The following is a 17,910-nucleotide window of genomic DNA, read 5'->3' on the forward strand; positions in this document are numbered from 1 at the left end:
GTCATCCGCGCGTGAGGGCCTCGACGAGGGCCGTCGCGTTCTCGGCGTTGTCGATCAGCTCCCCCACGTGCCCGCGCGTGCCGCGCAGCGGCTCGAGGGTGGGGATGCGCACGAGCGACTCGCGACCCAGGTCGAAGATCACCGAGTCCCAGGACGCCGCGGCCACCTCGGTGGGGTAGCGCTCGAGGCACCGGCCGCGGAAGTAGGCGCGGGTGTCCTCCGGCGGGGTGGTGACCGCCGCCCGGACCTCGTCCTCGGTGACGAGCCGCTTGATCGACCCGCGGGTGACCAGGCGGTTGTAGAGACCCTTGGCCTGGCGGACGTCGGAGTACTGCAGGTCGATCAGGGAGAGCTTGGGCGAGTCCCACGGCAGGTTGTCGCGGTCGCGGTAGCTCTCGAGCAGCTTCAGCTTGGCCACCCAGTCGAGCCGGTCGGCGCAGCGCATCGGGTCCTGCTCGAGGTCGTCGAGGACCTGGCCCCAGATCTCGAGGGTCTCGCGGGTGACGTCGTCGATGTCGTCGCCCTGGGTGTCCTGCTCGTGCTTCCAGGCCCGCTCGAAGTACTCGCGCTGCATCTCCAGCGCGGTCATCGTCTTGCCGTTCGACAGCTCGAGCGTGGTCTGCAGCGTGGGGTCGTGGCTGATGCGGTGGACCGACCGGACCGGCTCGAGGAGGCGCAGGTCGTCGAACCGGACGCCGTCCTCGATCATCGAGAGCACCAGCGCGGCGGTGCCGACCTTGAGGAAGGTCGAGTACTCCGACAGGTTCGCGTCGCCGATGATCACGTGCAGGCGCCGGTACTTGTCGGCGTCGGCGTGGGGCTCGTCGCGGGTGTTGATGATGCCGCGCTTGAGCGTGGTCTCGAGCCCGACCTCGACCTCGATGTAGTCGGCGCGCTGGGAGAGCTGGTAGCCGGCCTCGTCGCCCGAGGAGCCCAGGCCCACCCGGCCCGCGCCGGTGACGACCTGGCGGGTCACGAAGAACGGGGTCAGGCCGGTGATGATCGAGGGGAACGGGGTCTGGCGGTTGCACAGGTAGTTCTCGTGCGAGCCGTAGGACGCGCCCTTGCCGTCGATGTTGTTCTTGTAGAGCTGGATGCGGCCCGTGCCGGGCACCGTGGCGGCGCGGTCGGCCGCGTCCTCCATGACCCGCTCGCCGGCCTTGTCCCAGATGACCGCGCCGCGGGGCGTGGTGACCTCGGGCGCGGAGAACTCGGGGTGGGCGTGGTCGACGTAGAGCCGCGCGCCGTTGGTGAGGATGACGTTGGCGGCGCCGAGGTCGTCGAGGTCGCCGGTGTCGGGCGGCGGGCCCGCGCTCGGGCCGAGGTCGAAGCCCCGGGCGTCGCGCAGCGGCGACTCCACCTCGTAGTCCCACCGCGCGCGCCGGGCCCGCGGCACGTCGGCCGCGGCGGCGTAGGCGAGGACCACCTGGGTCGAGGTGATGACGGGGTTGGCCGTCGGGTCGCCCGGCACGGAGATGCCGTACTCGATCTCGGTGCCCATGATGCGGCGCGCGGTCATGGGCCCGACCCTAGTTGCCCGCGAGACCCGGCGCCGTGGTCCGGGTGCGCGACCCCCGTCTCCACAGCAGCGTGAAGGCGACCAGCCCGACGACGGTCGCGCAGACCATCGTCAGGCCCATCGGCAGCGCCGTGCGGCCGCCGCCGATCCCCACCAGCGGCGCGGCGAACCCGCCGACGAGGAACTGGGACGTGCCCAGCAGCGCCGAGGCGCTCCCCGCGTGCTCGGGGTGGTCGGCGAGCGTCAGCGTCGTCGCCGCCGGCAGCGCCGTGCCCACCCCGCACACGGTGACGAACAGCCCGACGACGACGCCCCACACCCCCAGCGCGAGCGCGCCGGTGAGCACGGTCGACGAGCCCACCACGGCGATCCCCAGCCCGACGGCGACCATGCGCTGCGGCAGCGCCCGCTCGGCCGCGACGAGTCGGCCGGAGAGCTGCACCGCGCTGACGATGCCCACCGAATTGACCGCGAACACGCCGCTGAACGCCTGCGGCGAGAGCCCGTAGAGGCCCTGCAGCACGAAGGTCGACCCCGAGATGTAGGCGAACATGGCCGCGAACCCGAAGCCGGCCGCGCTGACGCAGGCCAGCACCCGGGTGTCGGCGAGCAGGACCCGGAACGCCGTCGCCGTGGCGCGCAGGCCGCCCGTGGTGCGCTCGGCCCGGGCCAGCGTCTCCGGCACCGCGACGAGCACCCCGACGACGATCACCGCCCCGAGCAGGGCGAGCACGACGAACACCCCGCGCCAGGAGGTCAGCCGGAGCAGCTGCCCGCCGAGCACGGGCGCGACGATCGGCGCCACCCCCGAGACCAGCATCAGCGCCGCGAAGGCCCGCGCGGCCGCCGGACCGGAGTAGAGGTCCCGGACGACGGCCCGGGCCAGCACGATCCCGACCGCGCCGAACAGCCCCTGGCCGAGCCGCAGGGCGACCAGGGACCAGACGTCGGGGGCCGCGGCGCAGGCGGCGGAGAGCACGACGAAGCCCAGCGAGCCCACCAGCATCGGGCGGCGGCGGCCCAGGACGTCCGACAGGGGCCCGGCCACGAGCTGGCCGACCGCGAGCCCCACCACGCACGCGGTCAGCGTCAGCGCCACCAGCGACGCCGACGCCCCGAGGTCGGCCGTGATCGTGGGCAGCGCCGGCAGGTACGTGTCGATCGACAGGGGCGCGACGGCCGTGAGCGACCCCAGGACGGCGGTGCGGCCGAGCTCGCCGCGCCGCCTCACCGGGAGGCGGGCAACGCGGCCGGACCCGCCTCGTCGTCGGGAAGGTCCTCGAACTCGGCCTCGTCGGGGTCGACCGACAGCCAGCGCAGCAGGTGCTCGTGGATCCGCGGGTCGTTGAGCAGGTGGAAGTGGTGCGACGACGGGATGGTCTCGACGTCGGTGAGCGCGCCGCGGGCCGAGTCGACCGGCACCAGCAGGTCGCCGAGGATGTTCGCGAGCGGGTGGTGCTCGCTCGCGGTGAGACAGGCCGCGACCCCGTGGTGGGTCGACGTGGCGAGCAGCGGGACGTCGGTGTCGGCCACCCCGGCGACGAGGTCGCGGATGCCGGCCGAGCGGCGGTCGAGGAACTCGCCCCAGGTCCGGGAGTTGGCGTAGCGCGCGAGCCGCGAGGCGAGCTGGTCGACCCGGTGGGCCAGCGGGGCCCCGGAGTGCGGCGACCCGAGGTAGACCATGCGGCGCACCGCGTGCACCCACGGCTCCCCCGCGACGACGGCCGCGTGACAGGCGTGGCGCAGGACCAGCCCGCCCATGGAGTGCCCGACGAGGTCGAGCCGCTCGATCGGCACCGGCCACCGCTCGGTCACCTCGGCGAGCAGCACCGAGAGCGCCGCGCCGTTGTGGGCGATGCGCATGCCGGTGTTGTAGCGCAGCAGCAGCGGGACGGCGCCGACCGAGGACGCGATGCGCTCGGCGTAGCCCTCCCCCGCGCTCTCCTCCGCGGCGAGCCGCCAGGCGTGCTCGGTCTCCCCCAGCCCGTGGACGAAGAGCACGACGTGGGAGAGGTCGCGCTCGGGGTGGTCGGCGACGGTCTCGGCGATCGCGTCGAGCGACAGCTCGCCGTGCGGGTCGTCCCCGACGGTGGAGGTGTAGAGCGCCATCGGCACCGCGAGGTCGTTGCCGAGGGCCACCATGTGGTCGCCGACGAGCCCGTTGACCGCCCCGGTGAGCACCGCGCCGCCCGGGCGCGAGGTGATCGGCGTCCAGTCGCCGCGCCCCGACGCCGTCCGGTACACCTCGGCGGCGAGCCCGACGCCCTGGCCGGCCGCGTGTCCGATCCCGCGCACCGCCCGGTAGACGCCGCCGCTGATGCCGTCGTGCAGGAGCTGCGCGGGCCGCGAGGCGCGGCCCAGGCCGACGCGGCGCAACGCCCCGAACATCGCGTTCGAGATCGCGAGGTGGGTGCCCTCGACGGGGCGGGACACGATGTCGACGGCCTCGGACGCGACTCCGGCCGCCCCCCGGACCTCGTTGCGAGGTGCGGGGAGCGGCCGGCGTCGCTGGTCGGTCATGCGATCGACGGTACCCGGTACTACAGGTACTGGCCCGTGTTGGACGCGGTGTCGATCTCCTTGCCCTGCGTCGAGCCCTTCCCGGTGACGAGGGTGCGGATGTAGACGATCCGCTCCCCCTTCTTGCCCGAGATGCGGGCCCAGTCGTCGGGGTTGGTCGTGTTCGGCAGGTCCTCGGACTCGGCGAACTCGTCCACCACGGCGTCGAGCAGGTGCTGCACCCGCAGACCCGACTGCTTGGTCTCCAGGTGCGACTTGATGGCCGACTTCTTGGCCCGCCCCACGATGTTCTCGATCACCGCGCCGGAGTTGAAGTCCTTGAAGTACAGGACCTCCTTGTCCCCGTTGGCGTAGGTGACCTCGAGGAAGCGGTTGTCGTCGGTCTCCTCGTACATGCGCTCGACGACCCGTTCGATCATGCCGTCGAGGCACGCCTTGCGGTTGCCGCCGAACTCGGCGAGGTCCTCCTCGTGGACCGGCAGGCCCTCGATGAGGTACTTGCCGAAGATGTCGATGGCCGACTCGGCGTCGGGCCGCTCGATCTTGATCTTCACGTCGAGCCGGCCCGGCCGCAGGATGGCCGGGTCGATCATGTCCTCGCGGTTCGAGGCGCCGATGACGATGACGTTCTCGAGCCCCTCGACGCCGTCGATCTCGCTGAGCAGCTGCGGGACGATCGTCGTCTCGACGTCGCTCGACACGCCGGACCCGCGGGTGCGGAAGATCGAGTCCATCTCGTCGAAGAACACGATCACCGGCGTGCCCTCGGACGCCTTCTCGCGCGCCCGCTGGAAGATCATCCGGATGTGCCGCTCGGTCTCGCCGACGAACTTGTTGAGCAGCTCCGGGCCCTTGATGTTGAGGAAGTGCGCCTTGACGTCGCGGCTGTCCTCACCGCGGGTCTCGGCGACCTTCTTCGCCAGCGAGTTCGCCACCGCCTTGGCGATGAGCGTCTTGCCGCAGCCGGGCGGGCCGTAGAGCAGGACGCCCTTCGGCGGGCGGAGCTGGTAGGTACGGAACAGCTCCGCGTGCAGGAACGGCAGCTCCACCGCGTCGCGGATGGAGTCGATCTGCCGCGACAGACCGCCGATGTCGGTGTAGTCGACGTCGGGGATCTCCTCGAGGACGAGCTCCTCGACCTCCGCCTTCGGCACCTTCTCGTAGGCGTAGCCCACCTTGGAGTCGATCATCAGCGAGTCGCCCGGCTTGAGCTCCGGGGCGTTCTCGTCGAGCAGCGAGTCGGCCAGGTGGACGACCCTCTCCTCGTCGGCGTGCCCGATGATCAGCGCCCGGTTGCGGGTGCCGTCCTCGTCGGTGAGCACCTCGCGCAGCGAGCAGACCTCGCCGATGCGCTCGTAGCCACCGGCCTCGACGACCGTCAGTGCCTCGTTGAGACGCACCGACTGGCCGCGCGTGATCTCGGCGGCCTCGACGGCCGGCGACACCGCGACCCGCATGCGGCGGCCCGAGGTGAACACGTCGACGGTCTGGTCGTCGTGCAGGGTCAGGAAGACGCCGTAGCTCGACGGCGGTTGCGCGAGCCGGTCGACCTCCTCGCGGAGCGCGACGAGCTGGGCCCGCGCTTCCTTGAGGGTGTCCGTGAGTTTGTCGTTGCGCTCGCTCAGTTGGGACACCCGCGCCGCCGAGTCCGCGAGCCGCTGCTCGAGGATCCGGGTGTGGCGCGGGGACTCGGTCAGCTTCCGACGCAGCAGGGCGACCTCTTCTTCGAGGAATCGCACCTGAGCGGCCATGTCGGCCGCACCGCGTTCGCGGCCCTGGTCGGATCGGCCCCTGGGGTCGTCGTTCATCGTCACGGCGCCCTCCTCCCGCTACTCCGTGGAGCAACCGTACCCGGGATCACGGGTGTCCGTGGAGTAGCGAGCCGGTGACGGACTTCTCGCGCCGCCCCCTTGCGTTCCTCACGCAGCGTGGTTCTGACGTGTTCAGACGACCCGGTCAGCCGCGGCTGGGGCGCCGCTGCTGCCGCGGCGGGACGACCCCGTCGGCCAGCCTCCGCGCCACCACGAGGAAGGCGGTGTGGGCGATCATCCGGTGCTCCGGACGCACGGCCAGCCCGACGCTGTGCCAGGGCCTGACCAGCGATTCCCACGCCTGGGGCTCGGTCCAGCTCTCCTGGTCGCGCAGCGCCTCGGTGAGCGTCGAGAGCTGCGTCGTGGTGGCCACGTAGCCCACCAGGACCCCGCCCGGGACCAGGACGTGTCGGACGGCCTCGAGCACCTCCCACGGTGACAGCATGTCGAGCACCACCCGGTCGAAGGAGCCCGTCGGAAATTCCGTGGCGGCCTCCTGGACGTCTCCCAGACGGAGCGACCAGTTGGAGGGGTGCTCGCCGAGGAACCGGACCACGTTCCGCTCGGCGTGGTCGATGTGGTCGTCCCGGATCTCGTAGCTGGTCACCGACCCGGTGGGCCCGACGGCGCGCAGCAGGCTGCACGTCAGCGCCCCCGACCCGGCCCCCGCCTCGAGCACGTTCGCCCCCGGGAACACGTCGCCCCACATGACGATCTGCGCGGCGTCCTTCGGGTAGATCACCTGCGCGCCGCGGGGCATGGCGAGCACGTAGTCGGGCAGCAGCGGGCGGAGCGCGAGGTAGGGCGTGTTCGCCGCGGAGTGCACGACGCTGCCCTCGGGAGCGCCGATCAGCTTGTCGTGCGCGATCGCGCCGCGGTGGGTGTGGTAGCTCTGCCCCGGCTCGAGGACGAGGCTGAAGTGGCGGCCCTTGGGGTCGGTGAGCTGCACCCGGTCCCCGGGCAGGAAGGGCCCGCTGCGGGCGGGGCCGCGCAGTCCGTCGGCCGGCTCGGGCTCCGGTCCGTCGGGCTCCGGCGGGGCGGCCGCCTGGTCGGTCCGGTCGGGCGTGGGGCCCTCGTCGAGGGCCGCCGGGGACGGCTCCCGGCCCGACGTCGCCGCGTCGGGGAGCTCACCGTCGGTCGCCTCGTCCTGCACGGCGGGCCAGCCTAGGCGTCGGCCCGTGGCGGCCCGGCGCCCCACCCTCCGGGCGGCCCTCTGTTGACACATGATCAACTTTTCAGTGGCGACACGCGCAAGATCTGATGCGACTCGCCGCCGAAGTTCAGACGCTGCCCGACCGGCTCTGCGTGGCGAGCGCGTCCTCGACGTTGCGGACGAACTGCTGGGGATCCTCCCGGAGCTCGAACCAGTTCGTGCGGATGACGATCCAGCCGCCGAGCACCAGCGCGTTCTGCCGGCGGGCGTCCCGGAGGAAGGCGCGCAGGCCCCGGTGGTAGGCCCAGCCGTCGATCTCCACGAGCACCTTCTGCTCGACGAACGCGACGTCGAGCACGGCGCGGCCGAACCCGGGCAGCCACACCTCGTGGTCGGCGTGCCAGCCGCTCAGTCCCGCCGTCGTCAGACGCCGGTGCGCCGATCGTTCGGCCTCCGAGCGGGCCCCGCCGCCCGCGAGGACCAGCAGCTCGAAGGCGAGTACGGCCCCGTAGCGACCTGCGGTCCTCCGGTGGACCGTGCGCATCGCCTCGAGGTCGACCCCGGCCTGGAGCGCCTGGTCCATCAGCCGTGCGCCGAGCAGCAGCCCCAGGGACGCGGCGGCAGCCAGGACGGTGGCCGGCTTCTTGGTGACGGCGATCCCGTCGACCACCACCCGGTCGGTCGGCGGGACGTCACGACGGATCAGCCGGACCCCGTCGCGGGGTCGGGGTTGCGCCCGGTGGGCCACCGACACCTCGACCTCGGCAGGCGCGACGTCGGTGAGGCGCCACCAGTAGGCGGCCGATCGCCCCACGAGGGTCGCCTGGTCCCCGTAGGACAGCATGGCCGCCCGGATGCGGGATCGCGGCGTGACGGGGTGGTCGGTCGCCCGCAGGACCCCGTGCAGGTCGCGGCTCCACTCCCCCTTCTTCACCCGTGCGGCGATCTGCGCGCGGGAGAAGCCCGCCTCCTTGACCTGCCCCACGCCCAGCACGCCGTCCTGGGTGCGGAGCAGGGCTCGTATCCGGTCGTCCCGGTTCGCGTGTGCCATGTCCGGTCGGACGTGGCCCGGGCGCCGTCGGATCCCACGCGGAGGTCGCGGCTCGGACTTCGGCGGCGAGTCGCATCAGATCTTGCGCGTGTCGCCACCGAGAAGTCGATCATGCTCTCGGGACGCGGGCGGGAGATGCTCGGACAGGACCGTGACTGTCGGGGGTCCGTCGTAGCGTCCCCGACATGATCGAGACGGCAACCCCCGCGGTGACGGTCCCGGCGCCCCGCCGACCCGACGAGCGCCCGCGCCGCCGGCCCGCGCTCTCCCCGTCCCGCGCGGGGGACTTCAAGCAGTGCCCGCTGCTCTACCGCTTCCGCGTGGTCGACCGGCTGCCCGAGACGCGCACGGCCGCCCAGCTGCGCGGGATCGTGGTGCACGCGGTGCTGGAGCGCCTGTTCGGGCTCGACCCTCCCGAGCGGGTCCCGGAGCGGGCGCACGCCCTGCTGGCCGAGGTGCTGGGCGAGCTGGCCCCGGAGGACCGGGAGCTGCTCGGCGAGGACCACGGGGCGGGGCGGCTCGTCGACGCCTACTTCGCCATGGAGGACCCGCGGCGCCTGCAGCCGGAGGCCTGCGAGGTGTTCCTCGAGGCCGACCTGGGCTCGGGCGTCGGGCTCCGTGGCTACGTCGACCGGCTCGACGTGTCCCCGGCGGGCGACGTCCGGATCGTCGACTACAAGACCGGATCGGCCCCACGCGAGGTGTTCGAGGCGCGGGCGCTGTTCCAGCTCAAGTTCTACGCGCTGGTGCTGCTGCGCAGTCGCGGCGTGCTCCCCCGCCAGCTGCGGCTCATGTACCTCGCCGACGGCCAGAGCCTCACCCACTCCCCCGGCCGCGACGAGCTCGAGCGCTTCGCCCGCACCCTCACGGCGCTGTGGGAGGCCGTGCTGCGGGCGGCGCCCACCGGCGACTTCCGGCCCAACCCGGGGCGGATGTGCGGCTGGTGCTCCCACCAGGCGCTGTGCCCGGCGTTCGGCGGCGTGCCGCCGGAGTACCCCGGGTGGCCCGACGATCACGACGCGGCCGTCCCGGGAGAGACTGCGGCACCATGAGCGTCCCCGAGCCGTACTTCACGCTCCTCGACGACGACCGTCCCGAGGGCACGCGCGTGCACGCGTCCAGCTCCACCACCGGGCCGTGGTTCGCCGACGCGCAGCACATGGGGCCGCCGAGCGCGCTGCTCGTGCGGGCCCTGGAACGGCGCTCGGGGCGCGACGACGTCCGCCTGGCCCGGCTCACCGTGGAGGTGCTCGGGCGGGTCCCGGCGGGCGAGCTGACGGTGCGGGCCGAGGTCGTCCGGCCGGGCCGCACCATCGAGCTCGTGTCCGCGGAGCTCTCGGCGCCCGACAACTCGGGCGGGCTGCGGGCGGTCGCCCGGGCGTACGGCTGGTTCCACGGCGTCGGCGACACCGCCGAGGTGGTCACGGTGCCGGGGAGCGCGATGCCGGCGATGCCCGGGCCCGACGAGGGCGAGACCCGCGCCATCCCCGAGGGCTGGCTGCCGGGCTACCTGACGTCGGTCGACTGGCGCTGGATCTCGGGCGCGCTCGACGAGTCGGGCCCCGGCCGGGCGTGGGGCCGCGTGATCGGCGAGATCGTTGCGGGCGAGGAGCCCTCGCCCGCCCAGCGGCTGGCCGCGGTCGCCGACTCCACCAACGGCGTCGCGAGCCGGCTCGACCTCACGCGCTGGCTGTTCGTCAACACCGACCTGACATTGCACCTGCACCGGGCGCCGCAGGGCGAGTGGACCGGGCTCGACGCCGACAGCGTCATCGGGCCCGAGGGCACCGGGACGTCCTACTCGGTGCTCCACGACGAGCACGGCCCGGTGGGGCGGGCCGCGCAGGCCCTCACGGTGCGCCCCCGCTGAGCCGGGGACGCACCGCGCGCAGCAAGCAGGCCCTCAGCGACCGACCGCGCCCATCCGGGCGACCGCCGGGTCGGACGACGACGGCGACTCGGCCGGCGGCGCCGACGCCCCGGGCAGGCTGCTCACGCCGCCAGTCCCGGGCAGGACGGCCCGGCACGACTGCAGCGAGGAGGTGACGATGCCGGTGCAGCCGAGGTCGGCCAGCTCGTCCATGACGTCGTTGACGCGGCTGCGGCGCACCATCGAGCGCACCGCGACCCAGCCGTCGAGGTTGAGCGGCGCCACGGTCGGTGACTGCACGCCCGGGGTGATCTGGACGGCGTCGTCCTGCACCGACATGGGGCAGTCGTAGTCGAGCATCACGTACTGGCGCGCGAACACGACGCCGCGCAGCCGCTCGACGAAGCGGTACTTGGCCTTGGTGATCTCGGGGATGTCGGGCTGCTGGTCGAACTTCGCGTTGCGGTCGACGATCACGGCCTCGGACTCGAGGATCGCGTCGCCGATCGGCTCGAGCCCGTGCTGGGCGAGCGTGCGGCCCGTCGACACCACGTCGGCGATGGCGTCGGCCACCTCGAGCTCGATCGACACCTCCACCGCGCCGTCGAGCCGGATCACGTCCTTGGCCGAGATGCGCTGCTGGGCCAGGTTCGCGCGCACGAGCCGCGGGAACGACGTGGCGATCCGCTTGCCGGCGAGGTCCTGCACCGTCCAGTGCTTCGCGATCGGGGCGGCGTAGCGGAACTGCGAGTTGCCGAAGCCGAGCTTGAGGACCTCGTTGACCGAGGCCGACGACTCCTCGGTGAGGTCGTGCCCGGTGATCCCGAGGTGCAGCTGGCCCTCGGAGACGTACGTCGCGATGTCCTTCGGGCGCAGGTAGAAGAACTGGACCCCGTTGGCGCGGTCGTGCAGGGACAGGTCACGGTTGTCGGACCGTTGCCGGTATCCGGCGTCGCGCAGCATGCGGGACGCCTCCTCGGCCAGGGATCCCTTGTTGGGGACGGCGACGCGGAGCATGGCTCTCTCCAGGAGGGCGCCTTCGACAGGCGCCCGAGGTCAACGGGTCAGAGGTACTTGTACACGTCCTCAAGCGTGAGGCCACGCCCGAGCATGATCACCTGGGTGCGGTAGAGGAGCTGGGAGATCTCCTCGGCGAGCTTGTCGTCGGTCTCGTGCTCGGCGGCCAACCACACCTCACCCGCCTCCTCCAGCACCTTCTTGCCCTGGGCGTGGACCCCGGCGTCCAACGCGGACACCGTCCCGGAACCCTCGGGGCGGTCGCGGGCCTTGGTACTGAGCTCCTCGAAGAGCCCGTCGAACGTCTTCACGTTCACCGATGTTGGCACCTCCCGCACACCTTGTGGGGATGGACGCCACCTACTGCTCCGAATGGTCCAGTTCGATCGGCGGGCGTGCGTGACGAGTGCGCGGGCCGATCAGCTGAACGACTCATTCCACGCTCGTCGGATGGAGCAGTCGGAGATCGCCCAGCGTGAACCCGACGAGGGTGTCGCGGAAGTACCGCCGCTCCCCCGCCGCGACGTCCGGTCCCGCCGGCACGACGAGCACCGTCGCCCCGGCCGCCGCGGCGGAGGCCGTCCCGGTGGGCGAGTCCTCCACCGCCACGCACGCCGACGGGTCGACGCCGAGCAGCTCGCAGGCCCGCCGGTACGGGGCCGGGTCGGGCTTGGTGGCCGACACCTCGTCGCCGCACACCGTCACGTCGAACCACTCGCGGCCGATCGAGTCGAGCGCGACCTCGGTCAGCTCCCGGTAGGTGCTGGTGACCAGCGCGGTCGCGACCCCGGCGGCGCGCACCGTCGCCAGGGCCTCCCGGGCCCCGGGACGCCACGGCAGGCCGCGCGAGAACACCTCGTGGGTGCGGTCGAGCAGCCACCGCCCCGCCGAGGTGACCGCCGCGTCGTCGTCGGGAAGGCCGACCTCGCGCAGGACCGTCGAGGCGGTCCGGCGCAGGCTCGACCCCGTCAGTTCCTCGCGGGTCGCGGCCGACAGCTCGCCGCCCAGGTGGGCGGCGAGCTGGGCCATGGAGATCGACCAGAGCCCCTCCGAGTCGACCAGCGTGCCGTCCATGTCCCACAGGACGGCGGCGACCTCAGAGGTCACGATTGTCAGGCATTGAAGTACTTGGCCTCCGGGTGGTGGACCACCAGCGCGTCGGTCGACTGCTCCGGGTGCAGCTGGTCCTCCTCGGACAGCTCGACCCCGATGCGGCTCGGGTCGAGCAGCGCGACGACCTTGGCGCGGTCCTCGACGTTCGGGCACGCGCCGTAGCCCAGCGAGTAGCGGGCACCGCGGTAGCCGAGCTTGAAGAACTCGTGCACGTCGGCCGGGTCCTGGTCGGCCATCGTCGAGCCGTCGGCGAACGTCAGCTCCTCGCGGACCCGGCGGTGCCAGTACTCGGCGAGCGCCTCGGTGAGCTGCACGCCGAGGCCGTGGACCTCGAGGTAGTCGCGGTAGGAGTTCTGCGCGAACAGCTCGTTCGCGAAGTCGGCGATCGGCTGCCCCATGGTCACGAGGTTCATCGGCATGACGTCGACGCTGCCGAGCTCGGTGGCCTCCTCCCGCGTGCGGAAGAAGTCGGCCAGGCACAGACGCCGGTCGCGCTTCTGGCGCGGGAACGAGAAGCGGTAGAGCTCCTCGGCCTCGGGCTTGGCCTCGTCGAGCACGACGACGTCCTGGCCCTCGGAGACCACCGGGAAGTACCCGGCGACGACCGCGGCGTGCGCGAGGATGCCCTCGGACTGCAGCCGGTCGAGCCAGTAGCGCATGCGCGGCCGGCCCTCGGTCTCGACGAGCTCCTCGTAGGAGGGTCCGTCGCCACCCTTGGAGCCGCGCAGGCCCCACTGCCCGAAGAAGGTGGCGCGCTCGTCGAGCAGGCCGGCGAAGTCCTTGAGCCGGATGCCGCGGACCACGCGGGTGCCCCAGAACGGGGGCTGCGGGACCTCGATGCGCCGGGCGACCTCGGAGACGACGTCGCCGTCGTCCTCGGGCTCGCCGGCGGCCGCCGCGGCCTCGGCCTCGCGCTTGGCCTGGATGCGCTGCGAGCGCTCGCGGCGCTCCTTGCGCTCGGCCATCTTGGCCGCCTCGGCGTCGGTGCGCTCGGTGTCGCCCGACATCACCGTGTCCATGAGGCGCAGGCCCTCGAAGGCGTCCTTCGCGTAGCGGACGTCGCCCTCGAACATCTCGCCGAGGTCGTTCTCGACGTAGGACCGCGTCAGCGCCGCCCCGCCGAGCAGCACCGGGTACTTCTTCGCGACCCCGCGGTCGTTCATCTCCTGCAGGTTGTCCTTCATGACCACGGTGGACTTCACCAGCAGCCCGGACATCCCGATGGCGTCGACCTTGTTCTCCTCGGCCGCCTCGAGAATGGCGTTGATCGGCTGCTTGATGCCGATGTTGACCACGTCGTAGCCGTTGTTCGACAGGATGATGTCGACGAGGTTCTTGCCGATGTCGTGGACGTCGCCCTTGACGGTGGCCAGCAGGATCTTGCCCTTGCCACCGCTGTCGTCGGCCTCCATGAACTGCTCGAGGTGGGCCACGGAGGCCTTCATGACCTCGGCGCTCGCGAGCACGAACGGCAGCTGCATCTTGCCGGCACCGAACAGCTCGCCGACGGTCTTCATGCCGGCCAGCAGCGTCTCGTTGATGATCTCGAGCGGGTCCTTCTCCTCCATGCCCGCGTCGAGGTCGGCCTCGAGACCGTTGCGGTCGCCGTCGACGATGCGCCGCTCGAGGCGGTCGAACAGCGGCAGCGCGGCGAGCTCCTCGGCCCGGGCGTCCTTGGCCGACGAGGCCGAGACCCCCTCGAAGATGCCCATGAAGTACTGCAGCGGGTCGGGGGTGTTGCGCTCCTCGTGCCGCCGGTCGTAGACCAGGTCGAGGGCGGCGTCGCGGGCGTCGTCGTCGATCTGCGACATCGGCAGGATCTTCGAGGCGTTGAGGATCGCGGAGTCGAGACCGGCCTCGATGCACTCGTGCAGGAACACCGAGTTGAGGACCTGGCGCGCCGCCGGGTTGAGGCCGAAGGAGATGTTCGACAGCCCGAGGGTGGTCTGGACCTGCGGGTAGCGCTCCTTGAGCTGCCGGATCGCGTTGATCGTCTCGATGCCGTCCTTGCGGACCTCCTCCTGACCGGTGGAGATCGGGAAGGTGAGGCAGTCGATGATGATGTCCTCGACCCGCATGCCCCAGTTCTCGGTGAGGTCCTCGATGAGCCGGAAGGCGACGCGCGTCTTCCACTCCGCGGTGCGGGCCTGGCCCTCCTCGTCGATGCACAGGCCGATGACCGCGGCGCCGTGCTCCTTGGCGATCGTCATGATCTTCTGGAACCGCGAGTCGGGCCCGTCGCCGTCCTCGTAGTTCACCGAGTTGACCGCCGAGCGGCCGCCGAGCTGCTCGAGGCCGGTCCGCAGGACGTCGGGCTCGGTGGAGTCGAGCACCACGGGGAGCGTCGAGGCCGTCGACACGTCGTGGGAGAGGCGGTCCATGTCGGCCTCGCCGTCGCGCCCGACGTAGTCGATGCAGAGGTCCATGAAGTGCGCGCCCTCGCGGGTCTGCGCCTTCGCGATGTCGACGCAGCGCTCGTAGTCGTCCTCGACCATCGCCTCGCGGAACGCCTTCGAGCCGTTGGCGTTGGAGCGCTCGCCGATCATCAGCAGGCCGGTCTCCTGGCGGAACGGCACGGCCTGGTACATCGAGGCGAGGCCCGGCTCGGGCGTCGGGGTGCGCGGCGTGGGCGTGAGGTCGCGGCACTTCTCGGCCAGGGCCCGGATGTGCTCGTTGGTGGTGCCGCAGCAGCCGCCGACGAGCTGCAGCCCGTAGTCGGTGATGAACGAGGCGCAGTAGTCGGCCAGCTCGTCGGGCTGCAGGGGGTACTCGGGGCCGTTCTTGCCGAGGACGGGCAGGCCGGCGTTCGGCATGACGGTGACCGGGATGCGGCTCTGGCGGCTCAGCGCGCGCAGGTGCTCGCTCATCTCGGCCGGGCCGGTGGCGCAGTTGAGGCCGATGCCGTCGATGCCGAGCGGCTCCAGCGCGGTGAGCGCCGCGGTGATCTCCGAACCGACGAGCATGGTGCCGGTGAGCTCGACCGTGACGTGGCAGATGACGGGGATCCGGCGGCCGTACTGCTCCATCGCGCGGTAGGCGCCGAGGATCGCGGACTTGGCCTGCAGCAGGTCCTGGCAGGTCTCGACGAGGATCGCGTCGGCCCCGCCCTCGAGCTGGCCGAGCACCGAGTCGACGTAGGCGTCGCGCAGCTTCGCGAAGGGCGCGTGGCCGAGCGTCGGGAGCTTGGTGCCGGGGCCGTTCGAGCCGAAGACGAACCGCGGGCGCTCGGCGGTCGCGTACTCGTCGGCCGCCTCGCGGGCGATCCGCGTGCCCGCCAGCGAGAGCTCGTAGATGCGCTCGGGGATGTCGTACTCGTTGAGGTTCGGCCAGTTGGTGCCGAAGGTGTTCGACTCGATGACGTCGGCGCCGGCCTCGAGGTGGCCGAGGTGGACCTGCTTGACGGCGTCGGGCCGGGAGACGTTGAGGATCTCGTTGCAACCCTCGAGGTCCTGGAAGTCCTCGAGCGACAGATCCTGGTCCTGCAGGGCGGTGCCCATGGCACCGTCACCGATGAGGACACGCTCGTGGAGTGCGGTCAGGAAGGAAGACTCACTCTCGGTTGCCATCACGCGATCGTAACGTGACGAGCGGGTCAACCAGTTCCGCTGCGAGCCTCATCACGACCCGTAAGCTGGGCCGGTGTCCGCTTCCGACGACGCCGAATTCCCCCCGCGAGTGCTGTCCGACCCGGTCATGCTGTGTGCGTTCGAGGGTTGGAACGACGCCGGTGACGCGTCCAGCACGGCGGTCGAACACCTGGCCCTGAACTGGGATGCGACCGAACTGGGTGCGATCGACCCCGAGGACTACTACGATTTCCAGGTCTCGCGGCCGACCGTCCGTCTCGTCGACGGCATCAGCCGGGCGATCGACTGGCCCACCACGCGCTTCACGCACTGCCGCCCGCCGGGGTCCGAGCGCGACCTGATCCTCGTGCGCGGCATCGAGCCGAACATGCGGTGGCGCTCGTTCGTCGCCGAGATCGTCGCCAAGGCCGAGGAGCTCGGTGTCACCACCGTGATCACCCTCGGTGCGCTGCTCGCCGACACCCCCCACACCCGCCCCGTGCCGGTGACCGGCTCGTCGTTCGACAAGGAGTCGGCGGCCCGCTACGGCCTCTCGAGCTCCCGCTACCAGGGGCCCACCGGGATCACCGGGGTCCTCAACGACGCGTGCGTGCAGGCCGGGATCCCCGCGATCTCGTTCTGGGCGGCCGTCCCGCACTACGTGTCCCAGCCGCCGGCGCCGAAGGCGACGATCGCCCTGCTCCAGCGCGTCGAGGAGGTCCTCGACGTCGAGGTCCCGCTCGGCGGGCTGCCCGACCAGGCCGAGAAGTGGGAGCGCACCGTCTCGGAGATGGCCGACGAGGACGACGAGGTGCGCGAGTACGTCAAGGCCCTCGAGGAGGCCGGCGACGCCGAGACCGAGCTCAAGGAGGCCTCGGGCGACGAGATCGCGGCCGACTTCGAGCGCTACCTGCGCCGTCGCGACCCGGGCGGCGGGCCCGACGTCGCGGGCGGGCCGAACCTCGGCGGTCCCTGGGAGCGCTGAGCCCGCCCGTACTGCCGGCGATTGTGACGCTGAGCGTCAGCATGGCCGCAGTGCGGACACCTCAGCGGAGCGTGCGGGCCGCGTCCAGGTCGAGGGTCGGGCCGCGCGGCAGGAGCCCGACGACGCTGCGGGGCGCCGGCCGCGGGGTGCCCAGCCCGAGGGCGGCCGCGGCCCGCTCCCCCGCCACCGGGAACAGCCGCCCCACGGGGTCGACGACGACGCCGCGGGCCGGGTCGACCGGCTCGCCGGGCCCCACGGGCACCACGTAGGCGCCCGCCCCGGCCACCCGCACCGCGTCGACGGCCGTCTGCCCGGCGGGCCCCGGGGTGGGGAGGACCGGGGAGGGCAGGGCGTCGGCGACGGTGACCGCGCTCCCCCGCGCGGCCGCCGGGTCGGGGGCGCTGCAGACCACCGGGGCCTCCGCCACCCCGAGGGCGCGGGGGAAGGCCCGGGGGTAGGCGGCCAGGTCGACGCCGAGGGCCCGCGGGACCCGGCCGAGCGCGGCGGCGCCCACGTCGGTGATCTCCGGTCCGGCGCCCGCGACCGGGGCGGCGAAACGCACGAGCTGGGCGACCACGTCGGGCACCTCCTGCACGCCGCGGTCGAGGACGACGAGGAAGCGGTCGGCCCCGGCGCGCGCCACCGCGCCCACCGGCAGCCCGAGCGTGCGCGTCGCGGGGTCGGAGGGGACCGCCCCCGCGCCGGGGATCACCGGCGGGACGAGCGGCGCCCCCACCGGGAGGGTCCCGAGCAGGGCCGGGCCGGCCGGACGGGCCGGGGCACCCGCGATCCCGAGGGCCCGCACCACCGCGCCCTGCGCGGGGTCGACCGCCGCCCGCCGGCCCTCCGCGACGAGCCAGGTGGCGCCGTCCCCGCCGCGCAGCAGCACGGCCTCGTCGGGACCCAGCGGCCGGCCCAGTGCCGGGTAGCCGCCGAGCACCGCGGCCGGGACGACGCCCGGGCGCTGCGGGGACTCGCCGTCGCACACCGCCCAGACGTCGGGGACCGGCGCGGTCCGCGTGTCGGGCAGCGTCGAGGGGCCGCCCGCGAGCCCGGCGGGCATGGTGCGCGGGGCGGCGGCGAGGGCGTCGTCGCGCACGGGTGTGGGGTCGGCGGGCGCCCGCCCGGCCGCGGCGTCGGCCCGCTCCGGGTCGACCCCGGCCGCGAGGAGCCGGGCGGAGGCGAGGTCGGTGGTGGGGATCAGGCGGTCGGGGTCGCGGGCCACGACGTAGAGCGCCCCGCTCGGCGTCCCGCGCACGACCGTCGCGGCCCGCCAGTCCGTGTCGCCGCGCACCAGCCCGACGC

General features: G+C 72.8%; 14 protein-coding genes. 3 read left to right on the forward strand and 11 right to left on the reverse strand.

Annotation, left to right across the window (positions count from 1 at the left end):
- Position 1: 1 nt before the first annotated feature.
- The 6 genes from dop to ACFPBZ_RS17010 form a co-directional block, all read right to left on the reverse strand.
- Positions 2 to 1,519 carry a depupylase/deamidase Dop gene (gene dop, locus ACFPBZ_RS16985; protein ID WP_378037268.1) on the reverse strand — a complete coding sequence of 506 codons (1,518 nt, stop codon included), beginning with the start codon at positions 1,517 to 1,519 and terminating at the stop codon, positions 2 to 4.
- A 10-nt stretch (positions 1,520 to 1,529) separates the two neighbouring features.
- Entirely contained in the window at positions 1,530 to 2,750 is a 1,221-nt protein-coding gene (locus ACFPBZ_RS16990; RefSeq protein WP_378037269.1) for a multidrug effflux MFS transporter, read from the reverse strand.
- Positions 2,747 to 4,039 (reverse strand): esterase/lipase family protein, encoded by a 1,293-nt coding sequence (locus ACFPBZ_RS16995; protein ID WP_378037270.1) that lies wholly within the window; start codon positions 4,037 to 4,039, stop codon positions 2,747 to 2,749. Before ACFPBZ_RS16995 ends, ACFPBZ_RS16990 begins: the two co-directional genes overlap by 4 nt.
- A 20-nt stretch (positions 4,040 to 4,059) precedes the next feature.
- A complete protein-coding gene (gene arc, locus ACFPBZ_RS17000) occupies positions 4,060 to 5,847 on the reverse strand; it encodes a proteasome ATPase (protein ID WP_378037348.1) in 1,788 nt (595 codons plus the stop codon).
- Positions 5,848 to 5,995: 148 nt separating this feature from the next.
- The gene (locus ACFPBZ_RS17005) at positions 5,996 to 6,844 is read right to left on the reverse strand and encodes a tRNA (adenine-N1)-methyltransferase (protein ID WP_378037349.1); all 849 of its coding nucleotides are present in this window, start codon (positions 6,842 to 6,844) and stop codon (positions 5,996 to 5,998) included.
- 286 nt (positions 6,845 to 7,130) lie between these two features.
- Positions 7,131 to 8,054, reverse strand: coding sequence for a DUF559 domain-containing protein (locus ACFPBZ_RS17010; RefSeq protein ID WP_378037271.1), 924 nt, complete (start codon positions 8,052 to 8,054; stop codon positions 7,131 to 7,133).
- Positions 8,055 to 8,239: 185 nt separating this feature from the next.
- Here ACFPBZ_RS17010 and ACFPBZ_RS17015 point away from each other — a divergent pair, with 185 nt between their 5' ends.
- Together ACFPBZ_RS17015 and ACFPBZ_RS17020 are read left to right on the forward strand one after the other, a co-directional pair.
- Positions 8,240 to 9,106 (forward strand): RecB family exonuclease, encoded by an 867-nt coding sequence (locus ACFPBZ_RS17015; protein ID WP_378037272.1) that lies wholly within the window; start codon positions 8,240 to 8,242, stop codon positions 9,104 to 9,106.
- Positions 9,103 to 9,924, forward strand: a complete 822-nt coding sequence (locus tag ACFPBZ_RS17020; protein WP_378037273.1) for a thioesterase family protein — start codon at positions 9,103 to 9,105, stop codon at positions 9,922 to 9,924. Before ACFPBZ_RS17015 ends, ACFPBZ_RS17020 begins: the two co-directional genes overlap by 4 nt.
- Before the next feature lie 33 nt (positions 9,925 to 9,957).
- Here ACFPBZ_RS17020 and hisG read toward each other — a convergent pair whose 3' ends face one another.
- From hisG to metH, 4 genes are all read right to left on the reverse strand, one after another.
- A complete protein-coding gene (hisG, locus tag ACFPBZ_RS17025) occupies positions 9,958 to 10,941 on the reverse strand; it encodes an ATP phosphoribosyltransferase (protein ID WP_378037274.1) in 984 nt (327 codons plus the stop codon).
- A 47-nt stretch (positions 10,942 to 10,988) separates the two neighbouring features.
- A complete protein-coding gene (locus ACFPBZ_RS17030) occupies positions 10,989 to 11,252 on the reverse strand; it encodes a phosphoribosyl-ATP diphosphatase (RefSeq protein WP_378037350.1) in 264 nt (87 codons plus the stop codon).
- Positions 11,253 to 11,373: 121 nt separating this feature from the next.
- Positions 11,374 to 12,048 carry an HAD family hydrolase gene (locus tag ACFPBZ_RS17035; protein ID WP_378037275.1) on the reverse strand — a complete coding sequence of 225 codons (675 nt, stop codon included), beginning with the start codon at positions 12,046 to 12,048 and terminating at the stop codon, positions 11,374 to 11,376.
- Between the two features lie 5 nt (positions 12,049 to 12,053).
- Positions 12,054 to 15,620, reverse strand: coding sequence for a methionine synthase (gene metH / locus ACFPBZ_RS17040; RefSeq protein ID WP_378037276.1), 3,567 nt, complete (start codon positions 15,618 to 15,620; stop codon positions 12,054 to 12,056).
- 127 nt (positions 15,621 to 15,747) lie between these two features.
- Between metH and ACFPBZ_RS17045 the strand changes: the two genes are divergently transcribed.
- Positions 15,748 to 16,605 (forward strand): PAC2 family protein, encoded by an 858-nt coding sequence (locus ACFPBZ_RS17045; protein ID WP_378037351.1) that lies wholly within the window; start codon positions 15,748 to 15,750, stop codon positions 16,603 to 16,605.
- A 61-nt stretch (positions 16,606 to 16,666) separates the two neighbouring features.
- Here the strand turns inward: ACFPBZ_RS17045 and eccB are convergent.
- Positions 16,667 to 17,910, reverse strand: a 1,244-nt coding sequence (gene eccB, locus ACFPBZ_RS17050; RefSeq protein ID WP_378037277.1) for a type VII secretion protein EccB, incomplete at its 5' end; no start/stop codon positions are given.

The sequence above is a fragment of the Actinomycetospora atypica genome (assembly GCF_042653685.1).
Lineage (GTDB): Bacteria > Actinomycetota > Actinomycetes > Mycobacteriales > Pseudonocardiaceae > Actinomycetospora > Actinomycetospora atypica.